This window comes from Belnapia mucosa (assembly GCF_016775475.1).
Lineage (GTDB): Bacteria > Pseudomonadota > Alphaproteobacteria > Acetobacterales > Acetobacteraceae > Belnapia > Belnapia mucosa.
Map to the genome: position 1 here is coordinate 237,909 of NZ_JAEUXJ010000003.1, position 26,223 is coordinate 264,131.

Annotated in this window: 27 protein-coding genes and 1 tRNA gene; 17 read left to right on the top strand and 11 right to left on the bottom strand. The window is 71.3% G+C overall.

What is annotated here, in order from left to right; genetic code table 11:
* Window positions 1–350: 350 nt before the first annotated feature.
* Genes JMJ55_RS09200 through JMJ55_RS09230 form a run of 7 tightly spaced genes read left to right on the top strand, consistent with a single transcriptional unit; the run spans window position 351 to window position 5,540 of the window.
* Window positions 351–842: an Rrf2 family transcriptional regulator gene (locus JMJ55_RS09200; protein ID WP_202825232.1), complete on the top strand. Its 492-nt coding sequence runs from the start codon at window positions 351–353 to the stop codon at window positions 840–842.
* The gene (locus JMJ55_RS09205; RefSeq protein ID WP_202825233.1) at window positions 839–1,918 is read left to right on the top strand and encodes a cysteine desulfurase family protein; all 1,080 of its coding nucleotides are present in this window, start codon (window positions 839–841) and stop codon (window positions 1,916–1,918) included. The genes JMJ55_RS09200 and JMJ55_RS09205 overlap by 4 nt, the downstream gene beginning before the upstream one ends.
* Window positions 1,919–1,935: 17 nt before the next feature.
* On the top strand, window positions 1,936–3,111 hold the full coding sequence (locus JMJ55_RS09210) for a cysteine desulfurase family protein (RefSeq protein WP_202825234.1): 1,176 nt from the start codon (window positions 1,936–1,938) through the stop codon (window positions 3,109–3,111).
* A complete protein-coding gene (locus JMJ55_RS09215; RefSeq protein ID WP_202825235.1) occupies window positions 3,112–3,441 on the top strand; it encodes a ferredoxin family 2Fe-2S iron-sulfur cluster binding protein in 330 nt (109 codons plus the stop codon).
* Window positions 3,434–4,126, top strand: coding sequence for a thiaminase II (gene tenA / locus JMJ55_RS09220; protein ID WP_407927533.1), 693 nt, complete (start codon window positions 3,434–3,436; stop codon window positions 4,124–4,126). Before JMJ55_RS09215 ends, tenA begins: the two co-directional genes overlap by 8 nt.
* Window positions 4,126–5,202, top strand: coding sequence for a tRNA 2-thiouridine(34) synthase MnmA (gene mnmA, locus JMJ55_RS09225; protein WP_202825237.1), 1,077 nt, complete (start codon window positions 4,126–4,128; stop codon window positions 5,200–5,202). Before tenA ends, mnmA begins: the two co-directional genes overlap by 1 nt.
* On the top strand, window positions 5,199–5,540 hold the full coding sequence (locus JMJ55_RS09230) for a hypothetical protein (protein ID WP_202825238.1): 342 nt from the start codon (window positions 5,199–5,201) through the stop codon (window positions 5,538–5,540). The genes mnmA and JMJ55_RS09230 overlap by 4 nt, the downstream gene beginning before the upstream one ends.
* On the opposite strand, the gene JMJ55_RS09235 is transcribed toward JMJ55_RS09230, so the two are convergent.
* Window positions 5,531–5,607: transfer RNA gene (locus tag JMJ55_RS09235), tRNA-Met, on the bottom strand. The two genes, JMJ55_RS09230 and JMJ55_RS09235, sit on opposite strands and share 10 nt — an antisense overlap.
* A gap of 147 nt (window positions 5,608–5,754) precedes the next feature.
* Here JMJ55_RS09235 and JMJ55_RS09240 point away from each other — a divergent pair.
* Both JMJ55_RS09240 and JMJ55_RS09245 read left to right on the top strand, forming a co-directional pair.
* The gene (locus JMJ55_RS09240) at window positions 5,755–6,582 is read left to right on the top strand and encodes an ABC transporter permease (RefSeq protein WP_202825239.1); all 828 of its coding nucleotides are present in this window, start codon (window positions 5,755–5,757) and stop codon (window positions 6,580–6,582) included.
* 3 nt (window positions 6,583–6,585) lie between these two features.
* Window positions 6,586–7,317 carry an ABC transporter ATP-binding protein gene (locus tag JMJ55_RS09245; protein WP_202825240.1) on the top strand — a complete coding sequence of 244 codons (732 nt, stop codon included), beginning with the start codon at window positions 6,586–6,588 and terminating at the stop codon, window positions 7,315–7,317.
* Window positions 7,318–7,329: 12 nt separating this feature from the next.
* On the opposite strand, the gene JMJ55_RS30905 is transcribed toward JMJ55_RS09245, so the two are convergent.
* Entirely contained in the window at window positions 7,330–9,045 is a 1,716-nt protein-coding gene (locus tag JMJ55_RS30905; protein WP_202825241.1) for a glycosyltransferase family 2 protein, read from the bottom strand.
* Window positions 9,046–9,146: 101 nt separating this feature from the next.
* Between JMJ55_RS30905 and JMJ55_RS09255 the strand changes: the two genes are divergently transcribed.
* The 3 genes from JMJ55_RS09255 (at window position 9,147) to JMJ55_RS09265 (ending at window position 12,351) form a co-directional block, all read left to right on the top strand.
* Window positions 9,147–10,271: a rhamnan synthesis F family protein gene (locus tag JMJ55_RS09255; protein ID WP_202825242.1), complete on the top strand. Its 1,125-nt coding sequence runs from the start codon at window positions 9,147–9,149 to the stop codon at window positions 10,269–10,271.
* Between the two features lie 141 nt (window positions 10,272–10,412).
* Complete coding sequence (locus JMJ55_RS09260) at window positions 10,413–11,783, top strand: leucyl aminopeptidase family protein (RefSeq protein WP_202825243.1); 1,371 nt, start codon at window positions 10,413–10,415, stop codon at window positions 11,781–11,783.
* Window positions 11,784–11,943: 160 nt separating this feature from the next.
* Window positions 11,944–12,351 (top strand): MarR family transcriptional regulator, encoded by a 408-nt coding sequence (locus JMJ55_RS09265; RefSeq protein ID WP_202825244.1) that lies wholly within the window; start codon window positions 11,944–11,946, stop codon window positions 12,349–12,351.
* A gap of 9 nt (window positions 12,352–12,360) precedes the next feature.
* On the opposite strand, the gene JMJ55_RS09270 is transcribed toward JMJ55_RS09265, so the two are convergent.
* The 4 genes from JMJ55_RS09270 to JMJ55_RS09285 are packed head-to-tail and all read right to left on the bottom strand — an operon-like array spanning window position 12,361 to window position 16,375.
* Window positions 12,361–13,293, bottom strand: coding sequence for a 2-hydroxyacid dehydrogenase (locus JMJ55_RS09270; protein ID WP_202825245.1), 933 nt, complete (start codon window positions 13,291–13,293; stop codon window positions 12,361–12,363).
* Window positions 13,294–13,296: 3 nt separating this feature from the next.
* Window positions 13,297–13,752 carry a hypothetical protein gene (locus JMJ55_RS09275; RefSeq protein ID WP_202825246.1) on the bottom strand — a complete coding sequence of 152 codons (456 nt, stop codon included), beginning with the start codon at window positions 13,750–13,752 and terminating at the stop codon, window positions 13,297–13,299.
* Window positions 13,749–15,344 carry an ABC transporter ATP-binding protein gene (locus tag JMJ55_RS09280; protein WP_202825247.1) on the bottom strand — a complete coding sequence of 532 codons (1,596 nt, stop codon included), beginning with the start codon at window positions 15,342–15,344 and terminating at the stop codon, window positions 13,749–13,751. Before JMJ55_RS09280 ends, JMJ55_RS09275 begins: the two co-directional genes overlap by 4 nt.
* On the bottom strand, window positions 15,341–16,375 hold the full coding sequence (locus JMJ55_RS09285) for an ABC transporter permease (protein ID WP_202825248.1): 1,035 nt from the start codon (window positions 16,373–16,375) through the stop codon (window positions 15,341–15,343). Before JMJ55_RS09285 ends, JMJ55_RS09280 begins: the two co-directional genes overlap by 4 nt.
* Before the next feature lie 196 nt (window positions 16,376–16,571).
* On the opposite strand from JMJ55_RS09285, the gene JMJ55_RS09290 reads away from it, so the two are divergent.
* Entirely contained in the window at window positions 16,572–17,234 is a 663-nt protein-coding gene (locus JMJ55_RS09290; protein WP_202825249.1) for a GntR family transcriptional regulator, read from the top strand.
* On the opposite strand, the gene JMJ55_RS09295 is transcribed toward JMJ55_RS09290, so the two are convergent.
* From JMJ55_RS09295 to hisN, 3 genes are read right to left on the bottom strand one after another with little or no spacing between them, the layout of a single operon-like run.
* Window positions 17,223–18,323, bottom strand: coding sequence for a microcin C ABC transporter permease YejB (locus JMJ55_RS09295; RefSeq protein WP_202825250.1), 1,101 nt, complete (start codon window positions 18,321–18,323; stop codon window positions 17,223–17,225). The genes JMJ55_RS09290 and JMJ55_RS09295 overlap by 12 nt on opposite strands.
* A gap of 1 nt (window position 18,324) precedes the next feature.
* A complete protein-coding gene (locus tag JMJ55_RS09300; RefSeq protein ID WP_202825251.1) occupies window positions 18,325–20,175 on the bottom strand; it encodes an extracellular solute-binding protein in 1,851 nt (616 codons plus the stop codon).
* 38 nt (window positions 20,176–20,213) lie between these two features.
* A complete protein-coding gene (hisN, locus tag JMJ55_RS09305; RefSeq protein ID WP_202825252.1) occupies window positions 20,214–20,987 on the bottom strand; it encodes a histidinol-phosphatase in 774 nt (257 codons plus the stop codon).
* Window positions 20,988–21,072: 85 nt separating this feature from the next.
* Between hisN and JMJ55_RS09310 the strand changes: the two genes are divergently transcribed.
* On the top strand, window positions 21,073–21,921 hold the full coding sequence (locus JMJ55_RS09310) for a prephenate dehydratase (protein ID WP_202825253.1): 849 nt from the start codon (window positions 21,073–21,075) through the stop codon (window positions 21,919–21,921).
* Here JMJ55_RS09310 and JMJ55_RS09315 read toward each other — a convergent pair.
* Together JMJ55_RS09315 and JMJ55_RS09320 are read right to left on the bottom strand one after the other, a co-directional pair.
* Window positions 21,888–22,550 (bottom strand): uracil-DNA glycosylase family protein, encoded by a 663-nt coding sequence (locus JMJ55_RS09315; protein ID WP_202825254.1) that lies wholly within the window; start codon window positions 22,548–22,550, stop codon window positions 21,888–21,890. The genes JMJ55_RS09310 and JMJ55_RS09315 overlap by 34 nt on opposite strands.
* A gap of 9 nt (window positions 22,551–22,559) precedes the next feature.
* Window positions 22,560–23,261: a response regulator transcription factor gene (locus JMJ55_RS09320; RefSeq protein WP_202825255.1), complete on the bottom strand. Its 702-nt coding sequence runs from the start codon at window positions 23,259–23,261 to the stop codon at window positions 22,560–22,562.
* An 82-nt stretch (window positions 23,262–23,343) separates the two neighbouring features.
* Between JMJ55_RS09320 and JMJ55_RS09325 the strand changes: the two genes are divergently transcribed.
* The 3 genes from JMJ55_RS09325 to JMJ55_RS09335 all read left to right on the top strand — a co-directional run bounded on the left by JMJ55_RS09325 (window position 23,344) and on the right by JMJ55_RS09335 (window position 26,219).
* A complete protein-coding gene (locus JMJ55_RS09325; RefSeq protein WP_202825256.1) occupies window positions 23,344–24,069 on the top strand; it encodes a HugZ family pyridoxamine 5'-phosphate oxidase in 726 nt (241 codons plus the stop codon).
* Window positions 24,070–24,211: 142 nt separating this feature from the next.
* On the top strand, window positions 24,212–25,807 hold the full coding sequence (locus tag JMJ55_RS09330; RefSeq protein ID WP_202825257.1) for a phosphoenolpyruvate carboxykinase: 1,596 nt from the start codon (window positions 24,212–24,214) through the stop codon (window positions 25,805–25,807).
* Between the two features lie 4 nt (window positions 25,808–25,811).
* Window positions 25,812–26,219: a DUF2237 family protein gene (locus tag JMJ55_RS09335; protein WP_202825258.1), complete on the top strand. Its 408-nt coding sequence runs from the start codon at window positions 25,812–25,814 to the stop codon at window positions 26,217–26,219.
* Window positions 26,220–26,223 lie beyond the last annotated feature (4 nt).

Here is a 26,223-nt window from a genome sequence, read left to right on the forward strand (position 1 = left end):
CCGCCGACAGGCCAAGCGCGCATGGACGCTTGGTGGGGAAGTCCTCGCCGGCCCGGTCGGACCGGCCACCCTTCATGTCCCGTGCTGCCCGTCCGGCCCAATGGTTGACCGGGCTGGTCGGACAAAATAGCCTGATCTGTGCGACTTCCCTGCTCGGGGCGAGTTCCATCGCGCAGCTTCGGCTCCGGCTCATGGTGGGCACCCCCCGGACAGGCTCCCGGATCCGAGGGTGCCGGGAATATAGGGACGTGACGCCGAGCCTCATAACGAATTCAAGGCATGGCCCCCATGTTCCTGCAACGGGGCCGGGGTCGGGCCCGCCGCGGTACGCGTCGAGGGATGATCAGCTCATGCGACTTTCCACCAGAGGACGCTATGCCGTGATGGCGATGGTGGAGCTGGCGACCCGTCAGGGCGGCTGCGGCATCACGGGAAAGCCAGGATTTCCGCCAGCCCGGCCGGTGTCGCTGGCCGATATCGCCCAGGGCCAGCATCTCTCGGTCGCTTATCTCGAACAGTTGTTCGGTCATCTGCGTCGGGCCGGGCTCGTTGCCTCGGCGCGCGGGCCGGGTGGCGGCTACCGCCTGGCCCGGCCGCCGGGCGAGATCGCCATGGGCGAGATCGTCGAGGCGGTGGACGAGCCGCTGCGGGCAACCCGCTGCGAGGAGGGCTCGCCCGGCTGCCTCGCCGGCCAGCGCTGCCTGACCCATGACCTGTGGGAGGAGTTGGGCGAGCAGATCCGCCTCTTCCTCGCCCATGTGACGCTGGAGGATGTGATCGCCGGCCGCATCGCCGGCCGGGCCCAGCCGCCGGGGCTCCAGCCGCCCGCGCCTCTCCCATGACCCCGCTCTATCTGGATGCGAATGCGACCGAGCGGCTGCGCCCGGTGGCCCGGGCGGCGGTGATCGCGGCGCTGGAGGCGGGCGGCAACCCGTCCTCGGTCCATGGCGACGGCCGGGCGGCGCGGCGCCGGCTGGAGGAGGCGCGGGAGAGGGTCGCGGCCCGCTTCGGCGCCCGGCCGGCCGATACGGTCTTCACCGCCGGCGGGACGGAGGCGAATGCCCTGGCCATCGCCGGCCTCGGCCGCGGCCGGCGGGTGCTGGTCGGCGCCACCGAGCATCCGGCGGTGCTGGCCGCGGCCGGACCGGCAGCGGAGGTTGTCCCCGTGCTGGCGGATGGCCGGGCCGATCTGGCGGCGCTGGAGCGGATGCTGGCCTCCGGCCCCCCGGCCCTGCTCTGCCTGATGGCCGCCAACAACGAGACCGGGGTGCTGCACCCGATCGCCGAGGCCGCCGCGCTCTGCCGCGCCCATGGCGCGCTGCTGCATATGGATGCGGTGCAGGCTGCGGGGCGGGGGCCGCTGCCGGGGGGCGCCGATAGCTGGGCCATCTCCGGCCACAAGCTCGGCGGCCCGCCGGGGGCCGGGGCCCTGCTGCTGCGGCCGGGGCTCGACCTGCCGGCGCTGATCGCCGGCGGCGGGCAGGAACGCGGCCGGCGCGGCGGGACGGAGCCGCTGCCGGCCATCGCCGGCCTCGGCGCCGCCCAGGCGGCACCGGGGGAAGCCGCAAGGCTGGCCGCCCTGCGCGACCGGATCGAGGCCGGGCTGGCCGGCCGCGCGATCATCGCCGGGGCCGGGGTGCCGCGGCTGCCGAATACCAGCTGCATCATCCTGCCCGGCGTCGCGGCGGAGACGCAGGTGATCGCGCTCGACCTCATGGGCGTCCGGGTCTCGGCCGGGGCGGCCTGTTCCTCGGGCAAGGTGGCGCGCAGCCCGGTGCTGGCGGCGATGGGGCTCGGCGACCTGGCCGGCTGCGGCATCCGCGTCTCCCTGCCCTGGGATGCGCCGGAGGATGCGCCGGAGCGATTCCTCGATGCCTGGGCAGCCATGCGAAGCCGGCTCTCCAAAAACGCGGCCTGAGGGGCCAAACTCAGCGCATGCGCCCGAACCGCCCCGTCTATCTCGACAACCACGCCACCACGCCGGTCGATCCCCGGGTGCTGGCCGCCATGCGCCCCTGGTGGGAGGAGAATTTCGCCAACCCCCATAGCGTCGAGCACGCCATGGGCCGCGAGGCCGAGGAGGCGGTGGAAGCCGCGCGCACCGAGCTGGCGGAGGTGGTCGGCGCCGAGCCGCGGGAGATCGTGCTCACCTCCGGCGCCACCGAATCCAACAACCTGGCAATCAAGGGCGCCGCCCGCTTTGCCGCCGGCCAGGGCACGGAGCGGCGGCGGATCGTGACGCTCGCCACCGAGCATAAATGCGTCCTGGAAAGCGTCCGCGACCTCGCCGCCGAGGGGTTCGAGCCGGTGCTGCTGCCGGTCGGGCCGGATGGCCTGCTCGACCTCGACCTGCTGCGGCGCGAGGTGGATGAGCGGACCCTGCTGGTCTCGGTCATGGCGGTGAACAACGAGATCGGGGTGGTGCAGGACCTGGAAGCGATCGGCGGCATCGCCAAGACCGCCGGCGCGCTGTTCCACACCGATGCGGCGCAGGCGGCGGGACGCATTCCGCTCGATGTCGGGGCGATCGGGGCCGACCTGCTCTCGCTCTCGGGGCACAAGATCTATGGGCCGAAGGGGATCGGCGCGCTCTATGTCCGGCGCCGGCCGCGGGTGCGGCTCGCGCCGCTGTTTTCCGGCGGCGGGCAGGAACGCGGCTTCCGCTCCGGCACCCTGCCAGCGCCGCTGGTGGTCGGGCTCGGCGAGGCGGCGCGGATCGCGGCGACCGAGGCGCTGCTGGATGCCGGCCGCATCGCCGGCCAGCGGGACCGCTTCCTCGAGGCCCTGCGGGCCGAGGTGCCGGAGATCCGGGTGAATGGCAGCCGGGAGCGGCGGGTCGCGGGCAACCTGAACCTCACCTTCCCCGGCCCGGTCGATGCCCAGGCGATCATGGCGGCGGCGCCGGAAGTCTGCGTCTCCACCGGCTCGGCCTGTTCCTCGGCCGCGGTCGAGCCCTCCTATGTGCTCCGCGCGCTCGGGATTCCGGAGGCGGAGGCGCGCGCCACCTTGCGGATCGGGATCGGCCGCTTTACCTCGCCCGCTGATGCGGACCGGGCCGCTGCGGCGCTGGCCGCCGGCTGGCGTCAGGCCATGGCAGGAGCGCGCGGATAGATGCCCAGGATGACCTTCGTCGAGCGTGACGGCACGAAGCGCGAGGTGGATGCGCCGCTCGGCCTTTCGGTCCTTGAGATCGCGCACAAGCATGGCGTCGATATCGAGGGCGCCTGCGAGGGCTCGCTCGCCTGCTCGACCTGCCATGTGATCGTCGATCCCTCCTGGTTCGGCAAGCTGGCCTCCCCGACCGAGGATGAGGAGGACATGCTCGACCTCGCCTTCGACCTGCAGGAGACGAGCCGGCTGGGCTGTCAACTCATCATGACCGAGGCGCTGGACGGGCTGGTGGTGAAGCTGCCCTCCGGCACGCGGAATGCCGGTGGGTAGGGATCCGGGTGATTTCGGGGCCGAGGGCGGGCTGTTCCGGCAGCTCCGCGCCGCCTCGGCCGGGGCCTGGGAGGCCTATGTCTGGCACCCCTTCGTGCAGGGGCTCACGGATGGCACGCTGCCGCTGCCGGCCTTCCGCCACTACCTGATCCAGGACTACCTCTTCCTGATCCATTTCGCCCGGGCCGAGGCGCTGGCCGTCTTCAAGGCGGAGAGCCTGGCGGCGATGCGGGAGAAGGCGGCGGCCATCACCGCCATCCTGGCCGAGACCGAGCTGCATCTCCGCTACTGCGCCGAGTGGGGCCTGGACGAGGCGGCGGTGCGGGCGGTGCCCGAGACGGCCGAGACCGTCAGCTATACCCGCTATGTGATCGATCGTGGCCTCGCCGGCGACATCCTCGACCTGGAGGTGGCGCTGGCGCCCTGCACGGTCGGTTATGGCGAGGTGGCGCGGCGAATCCTGGCCGACCCGCGGCGGCGCGCCGCGGGCAATCCCTATCAGAGCTGGATCGATATGTACGCCTCGGCCGATTATCAGGCGCTGGCCCGCGGCGCCGCGGCGCGGATCGACGCGCTGGGCGAGAGCCATGGCGGGACGGCGCGGCTGGCCTCGCTCTCCGCCACCTTCGGGGAGGCGGCGCGGCTGGAGGCCGCCTTCTGGCAGCAGGGTCTGGACGCCGCCTGATGCGCATCCTGGTAGCCATGTCGGGCGGCGTCGACAGCAGCGTGGTCGCCGGCCTCCTCAAGGAGGAGGGGCATGAGGTGATCGGCGCCACCCTCCAGCTCTACGACCATGGCGCGGCGACCAGCCGCAAGGGATCCTGCTGCGCCGGGCAGGACATCCATGATGCCCGCCGCGTCGCCGATACGCTCGACATCCCGCATTACGTGCTGGACCGCGAGAGCCGCTTCCGCGACGCCGTGGTCCAGGATTTCGCCGACAGCTATGCCCGCGGCGAGACGCCGATCCCCTGCGTCCGCTGCAACCAGACGGTGAAGTTCGAGGATCTGGTCGGCCTGGCCCGCGACCTGGGCGCCGAGGCGCTGGCGACCGGCCACTACGCCCGCCGCGTCGAGGGCGCTGGCGGCGCGGAGCTGCACCGGGCCGCCGATCCGGCGCGGGACCAGAGCTACTTCCTGTTTGCCACCACGCGGGAGCAGCTGGAATTCTGCCGCTTCCCGCTGGGCGGGATGGCGGACAAGGCGGCGGTGCGGGCGGCGGCGGCGCGGCTCGGCCTTTCGGTCGCCGAGAAGCCGGACAGCCAGGATATCTGCTTCGTGCCCGAGGGCCGCTATTCCGATGTGGTGGCGAAGTTCCGCCCCGATGCCGCCGAGCCGGGCGAGATCGTCCATCTCGATGGCCGGGTGCTCGGCCGCCATGCCGGCATTGCCCGCTACACGGTCGGCCAGGGGCGCGGCCTCGGCCAGGCCTCGCGCGATGGGGACCAGCCGCTCTATGTCGCGGCGGTGGATGCCGGGCGGCGGCGGGTGGTGGTCGGGCCGCGCACCGCCCTGCCCCAGGCGGAGATCGCGGTGGAGGCGGTAAACTGGCTGGACGCCCCGTCGGCGGTGCCCCGCCCCTGCCAGGTGAAGCTCCGCGCGCGGGAGGCACCGCAGCCGGCCCTGGCCGAATGGGATGCGGCGAGCGGCCAGCTCCGCATCCGACCGGAGGCGCCGGCCATTGCCGCGCCGGGCCAGGCCTGCGTTCTCTATGACGGGGACCGGGTGCTGGGCGGCGGCTTCATCCGGAGGGCGGCATGAAGCGCGGACGGACGCCGCGCGGCGGCGGCAAGCGCGAGGCCCGCCGCGCCGCACAGCCCGAGGCGGGCGAGCTGACTTCGCTGCGCGCGGCCCTGGCCGCGGCGGAAGCCAAGATTCGCCGGATGGAGGATGAGGGGCTGGACGCCTTCGCCCGGCGCCGGATCGCGGAGCTTGAGGCCGGCCAGCTGGTGGCGCGCGGCCAGGCGGTGGAAGCGGCGGTGGCCAAGTCCCGCGCCGAGGGCGAGCTGCAGGCGCTGCGCAATGCCATCGGCAAGGCACCAGGCTTGAATGGCTGGCTGCTGCGGCGGGCGATGCGGCGGATGGGGGGTGGTACCTGAGGCCGGACTTGAACCGGCGACCCCGGCATTATGAGTGCCGTGCTCTAACCAGCTGAGCTACCCAGGCGCGGCCGGCGATATGGCGCTTTTCCGCGCCGGATGCAAGCCGGAACCTGCCGGCGCAACTGCCCCCTCTTCGGTGCCCCTGTGGTGTCCGCCCGCCAGACGTTCTATAGGCCCGCCCATGCTGGATGGATCCGGACTACCCCAGGCGATGCCCGCAACGACCTATATCTTCGATGCGGCGGAGCCGCGGCGCCGGGACCGGGCGCTGGCCGATCTCGACTCCGGCCTGCGCCACTGGCGGCTGCCGGTGGCGCTGGCCGCGCTCGATATCCGCAACCGCTATCGCGGCTCGGTGCTCGGCCCCTTCTGGATGACGCTCTCGACCGCGGTGATGGTGGCCGGCCTCGGGCTGCTCTATTCCTCGCTCTTCAAGATGTCGCTGGTCGAATACCTGCCCTTCCTGGCGGTCAGCCTCATCATCTGGAACACCATCAACCAGGTGGTCGCGGATGCCTGCACCAGCCTGACCAGTTCCGAGGGCATCATCCGTCAGCTGCCCCTGCCCTACTCGGTGCATGTGCTGCGCTGCGTCTGGCGCAATGCGGTCATCGCCGCGCATAGCCTGCCCATCATCCTGGTGGTCTTCGCCGCGACCGGCGTCTGGCCGGGCTGGGGCGGGCTGCTGGCGATCCCCGGCCTGGCACTGCTCGGGGTGAATGCCTGCGCGCTGGCGCTCTTCCTCGGCATGCTCTGCGCCCGGTTCCGCGACATCCCGCCGATCGTCGGCAGCGTGATGCAGCTCGCCTTCTTCCTCTCGCCGGTGCTGTGGCGGCCGGAGCTGCTGCACGGCACGGCCCGCGCCTTCCTGCCGCTGAACCCCTTCTACGTGGTGATGGAGACGATCCGCGGCCCGCTGGTCGAGGGCGGGGCACCCGCCATCGTCTGGGTCTCGGCGATTGTCTACACCGCGCTCGCCGCGGCCCTCGCCTTCGTCTTCTTCGTCCGCTTCCGCGGCCGCATCGCCTTCTGGGTCTGAGCCATGCCGCATATCCATGCCAGCGGGCTGGCCATCGAATTCCCGCTCTATCACCTCGGCGCGCGGTCCCTGAAGAAGCGCATCCTGGCCAATTCCCCGCTGCGCCTGCGCGAGGACGAGGCGAGCCGCATCGTCGTGCAGGCGCTGCGCGGGCTCGACTTCCGGATCGGCGCCGGGGAACGGGTGGCCCTGATCGGCCATAATGGCGCCGGCAAGACCACGCTGCTGCGGACCCTGGCCGGGGTCTACGAACCGGTGGCCGGCCGGCTGGAGGTCTCGGGCAGCATCGGCGCCCTGATCGACCCGAGCGCCGGAATGGACCCGAATGCCACGGGGCGGGAGAACATCGTGCTGCGCGGCCTGTTCCGCGGCCTGACCGAGGCCGAGAGCACCGGCCTCGCCGAGGAGATCGGCGCCTTCTCGGGCCTCGCGGAATTCCTCGACGTGCCGGTGCGAACCTATTCCGCCGGCATGTCGGTCCGGCTGTCCTTCGCCACCGCGACCATCATGGACCCCGAGGTCCTGCTGATGGACGAGTGGTTCATGGCCGGCGATGCCGACTTCATGGAGAAGGCGCGGGCCAAGCTCGAGACCCTGGTGACCAAGGCCGACATCCTGGTGCTGGCGACGCATGACATGGCCATCGTCCGGCAATGGTGCAGCCGCGTCATCCGGCTGGAGGCCGGCACCATCGTCGCGGATGGCACGGTCGAGCAGGTGCTGGGGCCAGCCTGAACGGCCGGTCGGTCAGCCCCCCGCCTTCCAGGGCCGGTGCCGCGGCGGCCGCGCCGCCAGCACCGGGACAGGCCGGTCGAATTCGAGATTGGGATTGGCGAAGGGATCCCGCCGCAGCCGGTCCCCCCAGCGCTGCTGCATATGCGCGATCTCCGTGGCGAAGCGCCGCAGCTTGTCGCCCGACAGGTCATCCCCGCGCGAGGCCGATTCGCGGTGATAGAGCTCGGCATGGGGGGTCCAGAGGATGCGCTGCCCGGCTTCGCGGAGGCGGAGGCAGAGATCGATGTCGTTGAAGGCGACCCGCAGCGCCGCCGCATCCAGCCCGCCCAGGGCGAGGTAATCCGCCCGCCGCAGGGCCAGGCAGGCGCCGGTCACGGCCACGACCTCGCGCACCAGCACCAGCGAGCCATGATGGCCGGTGGCGCCGGGCGCGGCCCCGGGCAGGTAGTGGCCGATGGTCCCGCCCGGGCCGAAGACCACGCCGCCATGCTGCAGCGTGCCATCGGCATAGAGCAGCTTCGCCCCGACCGCGCCGACCCCCGGCCGCAGCAGGAGCGAGACCATCTCCCGCAGCCAGCCGGGGCCGATCACCTCGATATCGTTGTTCAGCAGCAGCAGCACCTCGCCGCGTGCCTCGGCGGCGGCCTGGTTGTTGAGGGCGGAGTAGTTGAAGGGTCCGGGCGCCGGCAGGATGCGGACCCGCGCATCCTGCCGCAGCCGCTCGAACAGGGCGAAGGTCTCCGGCGTCTCGCTGCCGTTGTCGAGGATGAGGATCTCGAGCGCCGGATAATCGGTGCGCTCCAGCAGGCCGGAGAGGCAGGCGGCGAGCATCGCGGCGCCGTCGCGGGTCGGGATGATGACCGAGACCAGGGGCGCCGGCTCAGGCAGGGTCAGGCGTTGGGGAGCGGTGCCGGCCGCCTGGCGCCGGTGGCAGAGAATCTGCGGGATGTGCCGGATGCGGGCCGGGCCGCAGGCGGTGGCGACGCGCCGGGCGAGGTCGTGGTCCTGGCCGCCACAGTCCAGCGCCAGCTCCCGCCGGACGATGCCCAAATGCGCGACATAGTCCTGCTGCCGCAGCAGGTCGGGATCGAAATCCGGCTTGAACCAGGGATCGCAGCGCCGGCCCGCCGCATCGAGCCTGTCCTCATCGGCATAGATCAGCGCCGCCTCGGGATGCGCCGCCAGCTCCACCGCGACGGCGTAGAGGGCCTGTTCGGCGAGCATGGCGTCAGGCTCGACCAGGGCGAGGAATTCGCCCCGCGCCAGGGCCAGCGCCGCCTGCCCGGCCGGACGGATGCGGCTATCGGCGGCAGCCTCCTCCGCGACGACCCGCGCGGCGGCGGCGTCGCCGGCGATGCAGAGCTCCCAATGCGGGTAGAGCTGGCCGCGGAGCGAGGCGATCGCCGCCCGCAGCCCTGCGTCCGGCGCGCCCTGGGCCACCATCACCACGGAGATCAGCGGCCGTGCCGGCAGGGCGGCGATATGGGCGGCGATCGCCGCCCGGTCGGCGGCCGTCAGCGGCGGATCATGCCGCACGATCCAGGCCCGGTAGGTCGCCGGATCCTCAGGGCTGCCGGCCATGCCGCGATTCGAGGCGGGCAGGACCCGCAGGGCCCGCCGCACTGCCGCGCCGAGGCGGAGGCGCAGCGGCAGGGCCGAGCCCGGCAGCCTGTCCCACAACCAGCGCCAGGCGCGCCGCCATGCGGCAACGGATAATGATGCTGGCACGGTCGGTCCTTGGCGCTGCGGGCTGGCCCCTTCTTGGCATCGGGCCCGGTTGCGACCAAGACGTCACGCGCCTGCCCACTGCTGGGATCAACGCCTCGGCCATGCCGCCAGAACCGTATCGCCTCACCGACCTCGCCGCGCAGCCGCCCGGCCTGCGCCGCGCCATCCATGGCTACAGCACCGCCGGCACCTGGGGCCGGCTGGCGCAGCGGGTCATGCAGGTCGGGCTGGAAGTGGCGCGCAGCCTGCCGCGCGATGCCTGGCGCCAGATGCGCCCGCCCCCCGCACCGCTGCTGCGGCAGGAACCGGGCGAGGACCCGCGCCCCGGCGCCCGGAGCGTCGCGCTCTATCTGCACTATGCCGCCTCGGGCCGGATCTCCGCGATGGTGCTGCGGCAGCTGGAGGCCCTCGCCGCGGCCGGCTTCGCCGTGGTCTTCATCAGCCACGCGCCCCATCTGTCCGAGGCCGATTGGCAGGCGGTGCGGGCCCGGGCCGCGCTCGTTGTCTGGCGGCGGAATGCCGGCCTCGATTTCGGTGCCTGGCAGGACCTGGCGCCGGAGGCGACGCGGCGCTGGCGGGAGGCCGGGGAGCTGCTGCTGGCCAATGACAGCGTGCTGGGGCCGATCCGCCCGATGGGGCCCATCCTCGCCGCCATGCGGGCGGGCGGCGACGGGCTCTTCGGCCTGACCGAGAGCATCCAGGGCGGGCCGCATCTGCAAAGCTATTTCCTGCTCGCCCGCGGCGCGGCGGCGGTGGCCGATCTGCGGCTCTTCCTGGCGGGGATGCGGATCAGCCACTCCAAATGGCTGGTGGTGCAGCGGGGGGAGCTGCGCCTGGCGCGCTGGATGCAGGCGCGCGGCCATCGGGTGGCGGCGCTGTTCGGCTATCGCCGGCTGCTGGCCGCGGCGCTGGCCGATCCGGCGGAGCGGGCGCAGCTCGCCGCCTCCCACCCGCTGCTGACGGGGCTGGAGGCGATGTCGCCCGAGGCGCGGGCGGCGCTGCTGGAGGAGCAGCCGCTGAACCCGGCGCATCATCTCTGGCGGGCCCTGGTGCGGCGGCTCGGCTATCCCTTCCTGAAGACCGAGCTGGTGCGGCGCAATCCCGGCCGGCTGCCCGGCGTGGCGGAATGGTCGGAGCTGGTGCCGGCCGATTCACCCTGTCCGCCCGGAGTGATCCGCGACCACCTCGCGGCGCTGGCTGCGTCGGCGCCCGGCCCGGCGGGCTGAAGAAACAGTTTCGGATCGTTCCAGACACATCGTCATTCTCTGGACATCCCTCGACAAGCGAGGCAGGTTGTACGGCAGGCTGCGCCCTGGGGTTGTAGCCCTACACGTCTCGGGCGAGTGCGCCCACCAGGATGATTACCGATGCTGGATTGCCTTGCCGCCCCGGATGATGGGGCCCTGCCCCTGTACTGCGCCGGGCCCGAGGGGGTCGAGGCGCTGCTGCGCGGCCTTCCGGAGGGTGCGGCGGGCTTCCTGCGGGCCGCGGGCTTCGCCGGCCGGGCGCAGGAGATCACCCTGCTGCCAGGCGAGGGCGGGATCATCGGCGCCGCGCTCGGGCTGGGCCCCGGGGCGCCGACGCCCTGGTCCTTCGGCGGCCTCGCCCATGCGCTGCCTGCGGACAGCATCTGGCGCCTGGCGGATGGGGCCCCGGCGGCGGAGGCGGTGCTGGGCTGGTGCCTCGGCGCCTACCGGCCGAAGCCAGGGGGACGCGCCCCGGCCCGGCTGGTGCCGCCGCCCGGCACCGAGGCCGCCATCCGCACGGCCGAGGCGACCTGGCGGGTGCGGGAGCTGATCAACCGCCCCGCCAACCGGCTCGGCCCCGCCGAGCTGGCGGAGGAGGTGGCGCGCCTCGCGGCGGCGCATGACGCAAGCTGCACCATCCTCGATGGCACGGCGCTGGAGGAAGGCTTCCCGACCATCGCCGCGGTCGGGGCGGGCAGCGCGCGGGCGCCGCGGGTCGCCATGCTGGAATGGGGCGAGGCGGGGGCGCCGCTGGTCGCGCTCTGCGGCAAGGGCGTCTGCTTCGACAGCGGCGGGCTCGACCTCAAGCCGCCCTCCGGCATGCTGCGGATGAAGAAGGACATGGCCGGCGCCGCGGTGGTGCTCGGCCTGGCCGAGCTGGTGATGCGGGCCCGCCTGCCGGTGCGGCTGCTGGTCCTGGTCGGGGCGGTGGAGAATGCCGTCTCCGGCACCGCCTTCCGGCCGGGCGACGTGCTGCGGACCCGTGCCGGGCTGGAGGTCGAGATCGGCAATACCGATGCCGAGGGGCGGCTCGTACTCTGCGACCTTCTGGCCTTCGCGGCGGAGCGGGAGCCGGCGCTGCTGATCGATTGCGCGACGCTGACCGGCGCGGCGCGGACGGCGCTCGGCCCCGATCTGCCGGCGCTGTTCACCCCGGATGATGCCCTGGCCGAGGCGTTGCTGGCCGCCGGGCGGAAGGAGAATGATCCGCTCTGGCGACTTCCATTGCACGACGCTTACGATTCGTGGCTGGACAGTACGGTCGCGCACATCAACAACGTCTCACAACGACCCATGGCAGGCGCGATCATTGCTGCCTTGTTTCTGCGACGTTTCGTCCCGTCGCAACTCCGGTGGGCCCATCTGGACCTCTATGGTTGGAACGATTCTGGTCGCCCCGGACGACCGGAAGGTGGCGAAGCACAAACGATGCGTGCCCTGGCAGCGGGGATCGAGGCTCTGTTCGGGGCTGTACAGGGGCCGGTCCGGTAACGAAAACGAGATGGAGCGGAAACTTTCACCTCCGCATGGCTCTGACAACTGCGGGAAGCGTTATGCAAGTCGTGGTGCTTGTCTGAGAGGTTAAACCGGTCCGGCCAGGGGCTGCGGCCCTACCAGGACAGAAGCCCGCATGGGCAAGGGGATTCGAGCGATGGCGGTACAGAGCAATCCCGACCAGTTGGTCGGTATTTTACGAGATACGGTGGTCGCCCTCGTCCGGCGCGATGGTCCGGACTTGTCGGCGCGGCAGCTCGGTGTGTTCCTCACGGTCTATCTGACCGATGGGCCACATACGGTCCGGGGCCTGGCAGCCGAACTGAATGTCTCGAAGCCCGCGATCACCCGTGCGCTCGACCGCCTCGGCGAACTCGACCTGGCCCGCCGCAAGGTGGACCCGATGGATCGCCGCAGCGTCATCGTGCAGCGCACGCTGAAGGGCACGGCCTTCCTGCGCGACATGCGCCAGATCATGTCCGAGGCCGAGACGCAGACGCATGAGATTGCGACTGGCGAGGCGGCGAATGCCGAGCCGATGCGGGAGAACCGGAAGGCGGGCTGAGCGCCGCCTTCAGTATCCTGCCCGGAAGTCCACCTGGTTGCGGGGCGCGAGGCCTGCACGCACCCGGTGGATGTTATCGACCACCTGGGGTGCCGCGCTTCGAGGGATGGTGATGCTGGCGGCATGCGGCGTCAGCACCACCTTCGGATGGGCCCAGAAGGGGTGATCCGTTGGCAGCGGCTCCGGCTCGAACACATCGAGCGCGGCGCCGGCCAACCGGCCCGAATCGAGCGCTGCCAGCACATCCGCCGCGACCATATGGCCGCCGCGCGCCGAGTTCAGCAGGAAGGCGCCCTCCGGCAACAGGGATAGCCGCGCCGCATCCAGCAGCCCGCGCGTGTCCGGCGTCAGCGGCAGCAGGCAGACCAGGATGTCGCTCTGCCGCAGCATGGCGGCGAGACCCTCCTCGCCATGGAAGCTCTCGACGCCCGGCACTTCCTTCGGCCGGCGCGACCAGCCCATGACGGGAAAGCCGAGCGCGACCAGGGCGCGGGCCGCGTCGCCGCCCAGCGCGCCGAGGCCGAGGATGCCGATCCGCCGCCGCGCTGTATCCGGGGCCGGCAGCTCGTGCCAGATCCGCGCCGTCTGCTGTGCCCGGTATTCCGGGTCCTGGCGGTGGAAGCGCAGCACGTTGAGCAGCACCCATTCGGTCATGCCCTGGGTCAGCCGGTCATCCACCAGCCGCGCCACCGGCACGCCGGGCGGTGGCCCGGGCGGCCGCAGCAGATGATCGACACCGGCGCCCATGGAGACGATGAGGCGCAGATTCGGGTAGCGCCGCAGCTCCGCCATGTCATGCGCGGTCCAGCAGACCGCCGCCTCGATCTCCGCCGGATCGCCCGCCTCGGGGAAGAGGCGGATCTCGAGGCCCGGATCCACCTCCAGCAGGGCGTCGCGCCAATCCTCCATGGTGGTGGCCTTGGTCGAGAGCAGCACGGCCATGTCTCAATCCCCCTCGGAAGCGCGGTTGGACGGCAGGGTCTCCAGCCCCTCGGGCAGGGCGCGGACCCAGGCGCGCCAGTCATTGCGGGCGGTCGCCGCCCGCTCCTCTCCGCCTGGCAGTTGGGCATAGAGGCTCAGCACACCCTGCGCCCACCAGATGTCGAAATTCCGCTCGCTGGCCAGGACCAGGGCGGCGGTACGGTCGAAGACACCGTTCTTTACCCGGGGCAATTGCTTCATCAGCCACCAGGCGCAGCCCGCCGCCAGCACCACGGCCCCGAGATAGAAATGCACCAGCATCGTGCTGCCGAAGGAGAGCACGAGGATGGCGGCCGCCGGCAGCACATTCTCGGCGGTCCGGTAGACCGGGCTGCCGGGCGAGTTCATCCGGCGGATATGCACGCCGAGCTTCACCTGCCGCGCCGCCAGCAGGGCCCGCAACCGATCCAGCTCGCTCATGCCCCCGCCTCGGCGCGCAGGTCAAAAGCTGCCGCCATCAGCGCCCGCGTATAGGCCTCGCGCGGGGCGGCGACCAGCCGTTCCGCCTCCCCTTCCTCGACCACGCGGCCATCCTTCAGCACCAGGATGCGATGGGCGAGCGCCCGCACCACGCGCAGGTCGTGGGAGATGAAGAGATAGGCCAGCCGGTGCCGCGCCTGCAGCGCCCGCAGCAGCTCCACCACCTGGGCCTGGACGGTGACGTCGAGCGCGCTGGTCGGCTCGTCCAGCACCACCAGCCGCGGCTTCAGCACCAGGGCGCGGGCGATGGCGATGCGCTGGCGCTGGCCGCCGCTGAATTCATGCGGGTAGCGGCCGGCCATGCCGGGCTCGAGCCCCACCTCCTCCAGCGCCGCGGCGACGGCGGCCTCACGCGCCGCGCGGCTCAGGCCCGGCTCATGCACCTCCAGCCCCTCGCCGATGATCTCCCCGGCCGAGAGGCGCGGCGAGAGGGAGCCATAGGGGTCCTGGAAGACGATCTGCATGCGCCGGCGCAGCGGCCGCAGCGCGCGGCGCGAGAGCGGCTGCAACTCGCGTCCCTCGAAGCGGATGGCGCCCTCGCTGCCCTCCAGGCGCAGCAGGGCGAGGCCGAGCGTGGTCTTGCCGCTGCCGGATTCGCCGACCAGGCCGAGCGTCTCGCCCTCCCGCACCGCGAGGGAGACGCCGTCCACCGCCTTCACGAAGCCGACCGTCCGCCGCAGCAGCCCGCGACGGATGGGGAAATGCACCCGCAGCGCCTCGGCCTCGGCGACCAGCGGCGCATCCTCGGGCACCGGCGCCGGGCGGCCGCGCGGCTCGGTCGCCAGCAGCATCTGCGTATAGGGATGGCGCGGCGCGGCGAAGAGGCTGGCGGTCTCGCCCTGCTCCACCGCCTCGCCATCCCGCATCACCACCACCCGGTCGGCATGGCGGCGGACGATGGCGAGGTCATGGGTGATGAGCAGCATCGCCATGCCGAGCCGGCGCTTGAGATCGGCCAGCAGCTCCAGGATCTGCGCCTGGATGGTGACGTCGAGCGCGGTGGTCGGCTCGTCGGCGATCAGCAGCTTCGGATTGTTGGCCAGCGCCGCCGCGATCATCACCCGCTGCCGCTGCCCGCCCGAGAGCTGGTGCGGATAGGCGCCGAGCCGTTCCTCGGCGCGCGGCAGCCCGGCCTGGCGCAGCAGTTCCAGCACCCGGGCGCGCAGCGCGTCGCCCGCAAGCGGCCCGTGCAGGGTGATCGCTTCCGCCACCTGCCGGCCGATATGGTGCAGCGGGTTGAGCGAGGTCATCGGTTCCTGGAAGACCATGCCGGCGGTGCCGCCGCGCAGCCCCCGCAGCGCCGCCTCCCCTGCCCCCAGCACATCGGTGCCGTCGAGGGTGATGCGCCCACCCACCACCCGCGCCGCGGCCGGCAGCAGGCGGAGCGTCGCCAGCGCCGAGAGCGACTTGCCGCTGCCCGATTCGCCGACCAGGGCCAGGGTCTCGCCCGGCCGGAGCGCGAAGGAGACGTCGCGCACCACGCGGCGCTCGCCGAAGGCGATGCTGAGGTTCTCGACCGAGAGAAGGCTCACCGCTCGCCCCCCGGAAGCTTGCGCGGGTCGAAGGCGTCGCGCATCGCCTCGCCCACGAAGACCAGCAGGGTCAGCACGCCGCCGAGCACGATGAAGCCGGTGAAGGCGAGCCAGGGCGCCTGGAGGTTGTTCTTGCCCTGGCTCAGCAGCTCGCCGAGCGAGGGGGAGCCGGGCGGCAGGCCGAAGCCGAGGAAGTCGAGCGAGGCGAGGATGGTGACGCTGCCCGAAAGGGTGAAGGGCAGGAAGGTCAGCGTCGCCACCATCGCATTTGGCAGGATGTGCCGCGCCATCAGCCGCGTATCCGAAACACCCAGGGCACGGGCGGCGCGGACATAGTCGAGGTTGCGGCCGCGCAGGAATTCCGCCCGCACCACGCCGGTCAGCGCCATCCAGGAGAAGGCGAGGAGGAAGGCGAGCAGGATCCAGAAGCTCGGCTGGATGATGCTGGCGAGGATGATGAGGAGGAAGAGCTGCGGCAGGCCCGACCAGATCTCGATGAAGCGCTGGAAGAGCAGGTCCACCAGCCCGCCATAATAGCCCTGCACCGCGCCGGCGGCGATGCCGAGGACGGAGCCGAGGATGGTCAGGGTGAAGCCGAACAGCACCGAGATGCGGAAGCCGTAGATGACGCGCGCCAGCACGTCCCTCGCCTGGTCGTCGGTGCCGAGCCAATTCCGCGCCGAGGGTGGCGAGGGCGCCGGCCGGCCGAGATCGCGCACCACGGTCGCATAGGAGAAGGGGATGGCCGGCCAGACCATCCAGCCGCCACGCGCCGCGATCTCGCGCGCCAGTTCCGGGTCGTGCCAATCGGCCTCGGTCGGCAGCCCGTCGGGCAGGATGTCGCTCTCGGCGTAGTCGGCCAGGACGGGGACGAACCACTGGCCATCGACACGCGCCACCAGCGGCCGGTCATTGGCGATGAATTCGGCGAAGAGGGTCACGCAGAACAGCGCGGCGAAGATCCAGAGGGACCACCAGCCGCGCCGGTTGGCCCGGAAATTTTGCAGGCGGCGCCGGGTGAGCGGGGTCATCGGCCGATGGGGCGCCTGTCCTGATGCATCCGGGTGGTCGGTCCCCTGCTGGCGGTTGCCTCCATCTCCTAAAGCATGGGGCGGCGGGCGGGGACAAGCCGGCTCGTCCGGGCCTGTTGTCGTGCTGGTATTTCGTTGCGGATTTGGCGTATACGGAACCTGGTTCCGCGGCCGTAGTAAAATAAAGAGTCCTGCCGTGATCGCCTCCACCATGCCGCGGCTCTCGCCGACCCCGCAGATGACCGATACGGTCTATGAAAGCCTGCGCGATGCCATCTGCGACGGCACCCTCCCGCCCGATACCCGCCTCATCCAGGACGAGCTGGCGATCCGCCTCGGCACTTCCCGCCAGCCGGTGCATCTGGCGCTGCAGCAGCTCCGCAAGGAGGGGTTCGTGGTGGAGACCGGGCGGCGCGGCCTGGTGGTGGCGCCACTCGGCCGCGAATTCGCCCGCCAGCTCTACGAGATGCGGGCGGCGCTGGACGGTGCCGCGGCCGGCCTCGCGGCGCAGCGCGCCGGGGCGGCGGAGCGGGCCATGGGCGAGCGCATCATCCGGGAGGGCCGTGCCGCGGTGGAGGATGGCGATCTCCGCGCCATGGCGCAGGCCGATTTCACCTTCCACGACTTCATCTACGGGCTGGCCGGCAACCTGCTGATCGCGGCGGCGGCGCGGATGCAATGGCACCATGTCCGGCGCAGCATCATGCTGCTGGGCGGGGTGCCGACCAGGCTCGGCCCCTTCTGGGACGAGCATGTCCGCATCCTGGAGGCGATCCTCGCCGGCGATGCCGGGGCGGCCACGGCGCTGGCACAACGCCATGCCGACACCTCCTCGGCCGCGCTGGCCCTAGCCGCGTGATTCGAAATCGATGCGGGGGTCCACCAGCGTATAGGCGAAGTCGCCCAGGATCTGCATCACCAGGCCGAGCAGGGTGAAGAGGTAGAGCGTGCCGAACATCACCGGGTAGTCGCGGCGGATCGCCGCCTCGAAGCCGAGCAGGCCGAGCCCGTCGAGCGAGAAGATGATCTCGACCAGCAGCGCCCCGGTGAAGAGGATGCCGATGAAGGCCGCCGGGAAGCCGGCGATGATCAGCAGCATCGCGTTGCGGAAGACATGGCCGTAGAGCACGCGCCCTTCCCCGGCCCCCTTGGCGCGGGCGGTGACGACGTATTGCTTGTTCACCTCCTCGAGGAAGGAGTTCTTGGTCAGCATGGTCAGTCCGGCGAAGCCGCCGATGACGAGGGCGATGGTCGGCAGCACCATGTGCCAGGCATAATCCGCCGCCCGCGTCAGGAAAGGCGCACCCTCCAGCCCCGGCGAGAGCAGGCCGCGCAGCGGGAACCACTGCACGAAGCTCCCTCCCGCAAACAGCACGACCAGCAGGATGGCGAAGAGGAAGCCCGGGATCGCATAGCCGACCAGCACGGCGGCGCTGGTCGCCAGGTCGAAGCGGCTGCCGTCGCGCACCGCCTTGCGGATCCCCAAGGGGATCGAGACGCCGTAGATGATCAGCGTGGACCAGAGGCCGAGCGAGATGGAGACCGGCATCTTCTGCAGGATCAGCTCCGTCACCGGCCGGTCCTGGAACAGGCTGCGGCCGAGATCGAAGCGGGCATAGCCGGAGAGCATCTCGCCGAGCCGCTGCGGCCAGGGCTTGTCGAAGCCGAAGGCACGCTCGATCTCCCGCACCACCGCGGGGTCGAGGCCGCGGGCGCCGCGATAGCGGCTGCTCTCGTTGGAACCCTGGTTCGCCGGCGGGCGCGTGGTCTCGCCCTGGCCCTCGCCGGAGAGGCGGCCGAGGGTGCTGCCGCCCTGCCCCTTCAGCTCGGCGAGCATCTGGTCCACCGGGCCGCCGGGGGCGAATTGCACCACGGCGAAATTGATCAGGATGATGCCGAGCAGGGTCGGCACCACCAGCAGCAGGCGGCGGAGGAGATAGGCGCCCATCCTATTGCGGCTTCGCCTCGCGCTTGCCCTGCTCGACGCTGCCCTCGCGGTTGCGCTCGATCCACCAGCTGTCGATGGCCAGGGCGTATTTCGGATTGCGCGGCGGGCGGCCGAATTTGTCCCAATAGGCCACGCGGAAGGTCCGGCTGTGCCATTGCGGGATCATGTAGTCGTTCCAGAGCAGCACGCGGTCCAGCGCGCGGGTGCGGGCGACCAGCTCCTCGCGGCTCGGCGCGGCGATGACCAGCTCCACCAGCTCATCCACCACCGGGTTGGCGATGCCAGCAACATTCTGGCTGCCATGCTCCTGCGCCTTGGCGCCCGTCCAGAAATCCCGCTGCTCATTGCCCGGCGAGAGGGACTGGCCCTGGCCGTCCACCGTCATGTCGTAGTCGAAGGCGTCGATCCGCACCTGGTATTGCGCCGGGTCGATGGTGCGGATGCGCGGCTCCATCCCGAGGCGCTGGAGGTTCTGCACATAGGGCAGGGCAATGCGCTCGAAGCTCGGGCCGTTCAGCAGGATCTCGAAGGCGAAAGGCTGGCCCTCGGCATTGACCAGCTTGCGGTCCTTCACCGTCCAGCCGGCCTGCCGCAGCAGGTCGAGCGCGCGGCGCAGCCCCTCGCGGTTGTTGCCGGAGCCGTCGGTGACGGGAAGCTTGTAGGGTTCGGTGAAGAGCCGGTCGGGGACGCGGCCCTTATAGGCCTGCAGGATCTCCAGCTCCCGCCCCTCCGGCAGGCCGGAGGAGGCGAGTTCGGAATTGGAGAAGTAGGAGGTCGTCCGCGTGTAGCTGCCGTAGAAGAGGTTGGCGTTCATCCATTCGAAGTCGAAGACCTCGATCAGCGCCCGGCGGACGCGGGCATCCTGAAACAGCGGCCGGCGCAGGTTCATGGCGAAGGCCTGCATGCCGGTCGGCAGCTCGTGCCGAATCTCGTCGCGCTTGACCAGGCCGCGCTGCATGGCGGGGAAGTCGTAGGCGGTCGCCCAGTCCTTGGCGATGTTCTCGGTGCGGAAGTCGATCTGCCCGGCCTTGAAGGCTTCCAGCGCCACGGTGCTGTCGCGGAAATACTCGTAGCGCATCACGTCGTAATTGGCCGTGCCCCTGGCCGTGGGGAGATCCTTGGCCCAGTAATCGGCAACGCGGCGATAGACCAGGCTGCGGCCGTTCTCGAACCGCTCCAGCCGATAGGGGCCGGAGCCGAGCGGCGGGTCGAGCAGCGGCCGGGCGAAGTCGCGGCCGGCCCACCAATGCTTCGGCAGCACCGGCATCTGGCCGAGGATCAGCGCCAGCTCCCGGTTCTGGTTGGTCTTGAAGCGGAAGGTGACGCGGCGGGCCCCCTCGGCCACCACCTCCGCCACATCCGCCCAATAGGCGCGGTAGAAGGGCCGGCCCTGGGTGCGGAGGGCTTCGAAGGTCCAGACCACATCCTCGGCGGTGATGGGCTTGCCGTCATGCCAGCGCGCCTCGGGGCGCAGTTCGAAGGTGACGCCCATGCGGTCCGCCGGCTGCTCGATCGCGCCGGCCAGATGGCAGTATTCGGTGCTCGCCTCGTCCGAGCTTTCCTTCAGCAGCGTGTCGTAGAGATTGCCGAGGCCGACCGCCGCCGTGCCGCGCAGGACATACTGGTTGAAGCTGTCGAAGCTGCCGAGCGCGGTCAGCGCGATCTCGCCGCCCTTCGGCGCATCCGGGTTCACCCAGGGCCAATGGGTGAAGCCGGCCGGCAGGGCCGGGTCGCCCAGCAGCGACAGGGCGTGGCTGCGGGTCGCGGCCTGGGGGGCCGTCTGCGCCGTGCCCGCATCGGGCCGGAGGAGCGGAAGGGCGAGGCCGGAGGCGAGGAGGGTGCGGCGATCCATGGCGGGAGGATGGGGGTTCCCCCCGCCGGCGGCAACCATCAGCCGCCGAGCAGTCCGACCGCCTCCGGCAGCAGCGCCGGGTCGCCGAGGGCCAGCACCCGGCCATCGCTCTCCAGCGTCAGCCTCTCCCCGCGCCAGCCGGTCACGCAGCCGCCGGCGCCCTCCACCACCGGCACCAGCGCCGCCCAGTCCCAGGGTTTCATCGTGCTCTCGGCGACCACATCGACCAGGCCGAGGGCGAGTAGGCCATAGGCATAGCAATCCCCGCCCCAGGTCACCCGGCGGGCCGCCCCGCGCAGCCGCTCGAAACCCGGCCGGTCGCCAGGCTCGAACATGTCGGGGCTAGTGCAGGAGAGCTCGGCTTCGGCCAGCCGGGCGCAGGGGCGGCAGCCGGCCGCCCCGCCGAGGGGCGAGCGGAAGCGGGTGGGCTGGCCCCCGGCGCCGATCCAGCGCTCGCCGATCCCCGGCTGGTCGATCAGGCCGAGCACCGGCACGCCGCGATGCAGCAGGCCGATCAGCGTGCCAAACAGGGGCCGGCCGGTGACGAAGGCGCGGGTGCCGTCGATCGGGTCCAGGACCCAGAGATACTCGGCCTCGGCGCGGTCGGCGCCGTATTCCTCGCCCCAGATGCCGTGGTCGGGGAAGCGGGCGCCGAGGACCTCGCGCATCGCCCGCTCGGCGCCTCGGTCGGCCTCGGTGACGGGGCTGGCATCGCCCTTCGCCTCCACCAGCAGGGGGGAGCGGAAGAGCGGGCGGATGACGGCCCCGGCCGCCTCGGCCGCCGCCTCGGCTGCCGCGATGAATGCCTCCATGCCCCTGCCCCCTGTTTGCGCCCCTTCGGGGCCTCGATTAGAAGCCGCGGACCCCAGTTGCAACGGCATCCCCCAAGGGCACCCCATGACCGACGTGATCGCCTTCCAGGGCCTGCCCGGCGCCTATTCCGACCTCGCCTGCCGCGCCGCCTATCCCGGCTGGACCACCCTGCCCTGCCCGAGCTTCGAGGCGGCGATGGATGCGGTGCGCGGCGGCGCGGCGGGTCTCGCCATGCTGCCCTGCGAGAATTCGCTGGCCGGCCGGGTGCCTGACATCCACCGGCTGCTGCCGGAAAGCGGCCTCTCGGTCGTGGGCGAGCATTTCGAGCGGGTGGAGCACTGCCTGCTGGCGCCGCGCGGGGCGACGCTGGCGACGCTGAAGCGGGCGCATAGCCACCCGGTCGCGCTCGGCCAGGTGCGGCGCATCCTGGCGGAGCTGTCGCTGACCCCGGTGATCGAGGCCGATACGGCCGGCGCGGCGCAGATCATCGCCGAACGCGGCGGCGTGGAGGATGCGGCGATCGCCAGCGCGCTGGCGGCCGAGACCTATGGCCTCGAGATCCTGCGGCGCAATGTCGAGGATGCGGCGCACAACACCACGCGCTTCTATGTCTGTTCGCGGGAGAAGGCGGCGCCGTTCCGCGGCCCTTGCATCACCACCTTCGTCTTCCGGGTGCGAAACATCCCGGCGGCGCTGTACAAGGCGCTGGGCGGCTTCGCCACCAACGGGGTGAACATGACCAAGCTGGAAAGCTACATGCTGGATGGCGAATTCACCGCGACGCAGTTCCTGGCCGATGTGGACGGGCACCCGGACGACGCCAACCTGGCGCGGGCGCTGGAGGAGCTGGAATTCTTCTCCCGCGAGGTGAAGGTGCTGGGGGCCTACCCGGCGCATCCCTACCGGCGGGTGCATCGGGGCAATGCCGACTGATCCAAGGCTTCAGCCGTCGGCCAGCAAGACGGAATGGCCTCCCACCGCTCGCGGTAGCCGGCATAGACCTGCGGGCTCGGATGCGCCGATCGCCATAGCCCGACACCGTCCGGCAGCGGCAGGCCGCTGCGGTCCCAGGCACGCTGCGCTGTCGCGCCGACCAGCACGAGGGCGCGCAGAGGGGGCAGGAGGCCAAGCAGCCCGACAATCGCCGGTGCTGTCAGCCGGCGCTGCAGCGGGCTGATCGCCCGGGTCCCATCCCACCACGGGATCACATTGGAGACGAGGCAGCAGGCCAAGGGCAGCCGGTTGCGCTCCAGGGCGAAGCGGTAGGTCGCCTCCGCAGTCCGGTCGTCATTGTGCATCGAGATGAAGCCGGAGCCGCGCCCATGGGCCGTCATCGGCCCCGGCTTCTCGAACAGGAACAGGATCCGGGCGTCCTCTCCGCCGCTGGCCGGATCGAGGTCCGGCACCTCCCAATCCGGCTGCCGGGCCTTGAGGCCCGCCACGTAGTCGATGAGCCGCGCCATGTGCCGGGGCCGCGCCGCCAGCAGGGCGCGGCGCCGCATCAGGACGGCCGGATCACGCAGCGCGCGCGGTGCGAGGTCTCCCGGCGGAAGGTCGATCACCCCGGAAATTCAGCTTTCCTTGTAGCGGTAGCCGATCCCGTAGAGGGTCTCGATCTGGGCGAAGTCCGAATCCGCCTCGCGGAATTTCTTCCGCACCCGCTTCACATGGCTGTCGATGGTCCGGTCATCGACATAGATGTTCTCGCCATAGGCGGCATCGATCAGCTGGTCGCGGTTCTTGACCATGCCGGGGCGGATCGCCAGCGCCTTGACCAGCAGGAATTCGGTGACCGTCAGCTGGATGTCGGTCCCCTTCCAGTGGCAGGTATGCTTGGTCTCATCCAGGACCAGGTCGCCGCGGACGATGACGCCGCCCTGCGGCGTGCCGCTGCCCTCGGCCCGGCTCGCCTCGTTGCGGCGCAGCAGGGCGCGGATGCGCTCCAGCAGCAGCCGCTGGCTGAAGGGCTTGGTGATGTAGTCGTCGGCGCCGAGGCGCAGCCCCATCAGCTCGTCCACCTCCTCGTCCTTGGAGGTCAGGAACACCACCGGCATGGCGCTGCGCTGGCGGAGGCGCTGGAGCAGCTCCATCCCGTCCATGCGGGGCATCTTAATGTCCAGCACCGCCAAGTCGGCCGGGCGCGCCAGCAGGCCCTGCAGGGCGCTCTCGCCATCCGTATAGGTGCGGACGGTGAAACCCTCCTGCTCCAGGGTCATGGAGACGGAGGTCAGGATGTTGCGGTCGTCGTCCACCAGGGCGATCGTCGCGGGCATGGTCGGGTCTCCGCCTGTGGTCGTCGCGGTTGAGAACACCCCATATAGTGCCGCATTGTGGCACAACCCGGACAGGATCGAGATGGCAACGGATTCCCTGGGCTTCGAGGCGCGCCGCCTGCTCCGCGCCGCCACCGCCGCGACTCTGGCCACCCAGGCGGAGGGGCAGCCCTTCGCCAGCCTGGTGACCCCGGCCACCGCCCCGGACGGGGCGCCGCTGCTGCTGCTCTCCTCCCTGTCGGAACATACCCGCCAGCTCCGGGCGGAGCCGCGCTGCGCCCTGCTCGTCACCGGCACGCCGGAGGAGGCGAATCCGCAGACCGCGCCGCGGGTGACGCTGACCGGCCTCGCCGAGCCGGTGCCGGAGGAGGAGGCGCCGGCGCTGAAGGCCCGCTGGCTGGCCCGGCACCCCTATGCCGCCTTCTATGCCGATTTCGGTGATTTCGCCCTCTGGCGCATCCGGCCCGGCGGGGCGCTGCTGGTCGCCGGCTTCGCCCGGGCGCACCGCATTCGCCTCGGCGACCTGCTGCCGGCGCCGGAGGCGGTCGCCGCCATCGCGGCCACGGCCGGGGACATCATCGGCCATGTGAATGCCGACCACGCGGATGCCCTGGCCGCCATCGCCACCGGGCTGCTCGGTGGGCCGGCCGGCGATTGGCGCATGGTCTCGGTCGATGTTGATGGGACCGATCTGGCGATGGGTGATACCGTACGGCGGCTGGCCTTCTCGGGGCCCGTCGCCGATCCCGGCGGGGTGCGGGCCGAACTGGTCCGTGCGGCGCGCGAGGGACGTGCCCGCTTGGGTTGAGAGCGCTGGCGCCAATGTGCGGGCAGGCGCGTTGACCCCGCCTGTCATGGCGCCGTAATTTGGCCTTGTATCGAGGCGAATTTCTCTTGCCTTCGTCTGGGCGAAGCCTGGGCGCGATTGCCGACCCTGTGGAGGATACTGAATGCCTGCGCCCGAGACCGCCCTCACCGGGACCGGTGTGGAGACGGCCGCCACCATCCATGCCAACCTGACCGCCGCAGGCCTCTACGCGCATGCGCTCCGCCGCGGCGAGGGCCGGCTGTCCGCCGATGGCGCCTTCATGGCGGTCACCGGCGTCCATACGGGCCGCTCGGTCCAGGACAAGTTCGTCGTCGACGACCCCGAGGTCCATGAGCAGGTCTGGTGGGGCAAGATCAACCAGCCGATGGCGCCGGAGAAATTCCGCGGCCTCGCCGCCAAGGTCCGCACCTGGCTCGGCGCCCGGCCGGAGCTGTTCACCGAGGACCTCTATGCGGGCGCCGATCCCGCGCACCGCATCAAGGTGCGGCTGGTCACGACCAATGCCTGGCACGCGCTGTTTGCCCGCAACATGTTCATCCGCCCGCCGCAGGAGGAGCTGGCCGGCTTCACGCCGGACTTCACCATCCTGCACGCCCCTGAGTATGAGGCGAACCCGGCCGAGGATGGCTGCCGCACCAGCACCTGCATCGCGCTCTCCTTTGCGGCGAAGACGATCCTGATCGCCGGCACCTCCTATGCCGGCGAGATCAAGAAATCGATCTTCACCGTGATGAACTGGCTGCTGCCCGAGAAGGGCGTGCTGCCGATGCATTGCAGCGCCAATCTCGGCAAGGGCGGCGACACCGCGCTGTTCTTCGGCCTGTCGGGCACCGGCAAGACCACGCTGAGCAGCGACCCGGAGCGCAGCCTGATCGGCGATGACGAGCATGGCTGGTCCGATGCCGGCGTCTTCAATTTCGAAGGCGGCTGCTACGCCAAGGTCATCCGCCTCTCGCGCGAGGCCGAGCCGCAGATCTGGGACGCCGCCCACCGCTTCGGCGCGGTGCTGGAGAACGTCGTTGGCGATGAGCTCGGCAATCTCGACCTCAACGATGGCTCGCTGACCGAGAATACCCGCGCCTGCTATCCGCTGGAGTTCATCCCCAATACGGTGAAGGCCGGCAAGGCCGGCCTGCCGAAGAATGTGGTGATGCTGACGGCGGATGCCTTCGGCGTGCTGCCGCCGATCTCCAAGCTCTCGGCGGCGCAGGCGATGTACCACTTCCTCTCGGGCTATACGGCGCGCGTCGCCGGCACCGAGAAGGGGTTGGGCAAGGAGCCGCAGGCGACCTTCTCCACCTGCTTCGGCGCGCCCTTCCTGCCGCGGCACCCGGAAGTCTATGGCAAGCTGCTCGAGGAGCTGATCAAGCGCCACGGGGCGGATTGCTGGCTGGTCAACACCGGCTGGTCCGGCGGCGCCTACGGCACGGGCAAGCGCATGTCCATCCAGCACACCCGCGCCCTGCTGCGGGCGGCGCTCGATGGGTCGCTGGCCGGGGTCGAATACGTGACCGACCCCTTCTTCGGCCTGCAGATCCCGAAATCGCTTCCCGGCATCCCGGCCGAGGTGCTGAACCCGCGCGAGTCCTGGGCCGACAAGGCGGCCTATGACGCGACGGCGAAGAAGCTGGTCGGGCTGTTCGAGAAGAATTTCGAGACCTTCTCGGGCGGCGTCAGCGAGGCGGTGCTCGCCGCCGCCATCCGCGCGGCGGCCTGAGGCGATGGATGGCGGGTTCGGTCCGCGGCGGGAAGGCCCCCGGCAGAACCCGCCGACCAATGTGCTGGGCGGCGCCCTGCTGCCCTGCTCCGTCGCGCCGCTGACCGGCTTCTTCCGCGACGGCTGCTGCAATACCGGGCCGGAGGATCTGGGCCTGCACGTGGTTTGCGTGCAGGCCACGGCAGAATTCCTCGCCTTCTCCCGTGCGCGGGGCAACGACCTTTCGACACCGCTGCCGGAATACGGCTTCCCGGGGCTGAAGCCGGGCGACCGCTGGTGCCTCTGCGCCGCCCGCTGGGAGGAAGCGCGTCAGGCGGGCGTTGCGCCCAGGGTGCTGCTGGAGGCGACGCATGTGGCGGCGCTGGAGGTCTGCGCGCTCGCCGACCTCAAGGCGCATGCCGTGGAGGATTAGCCTC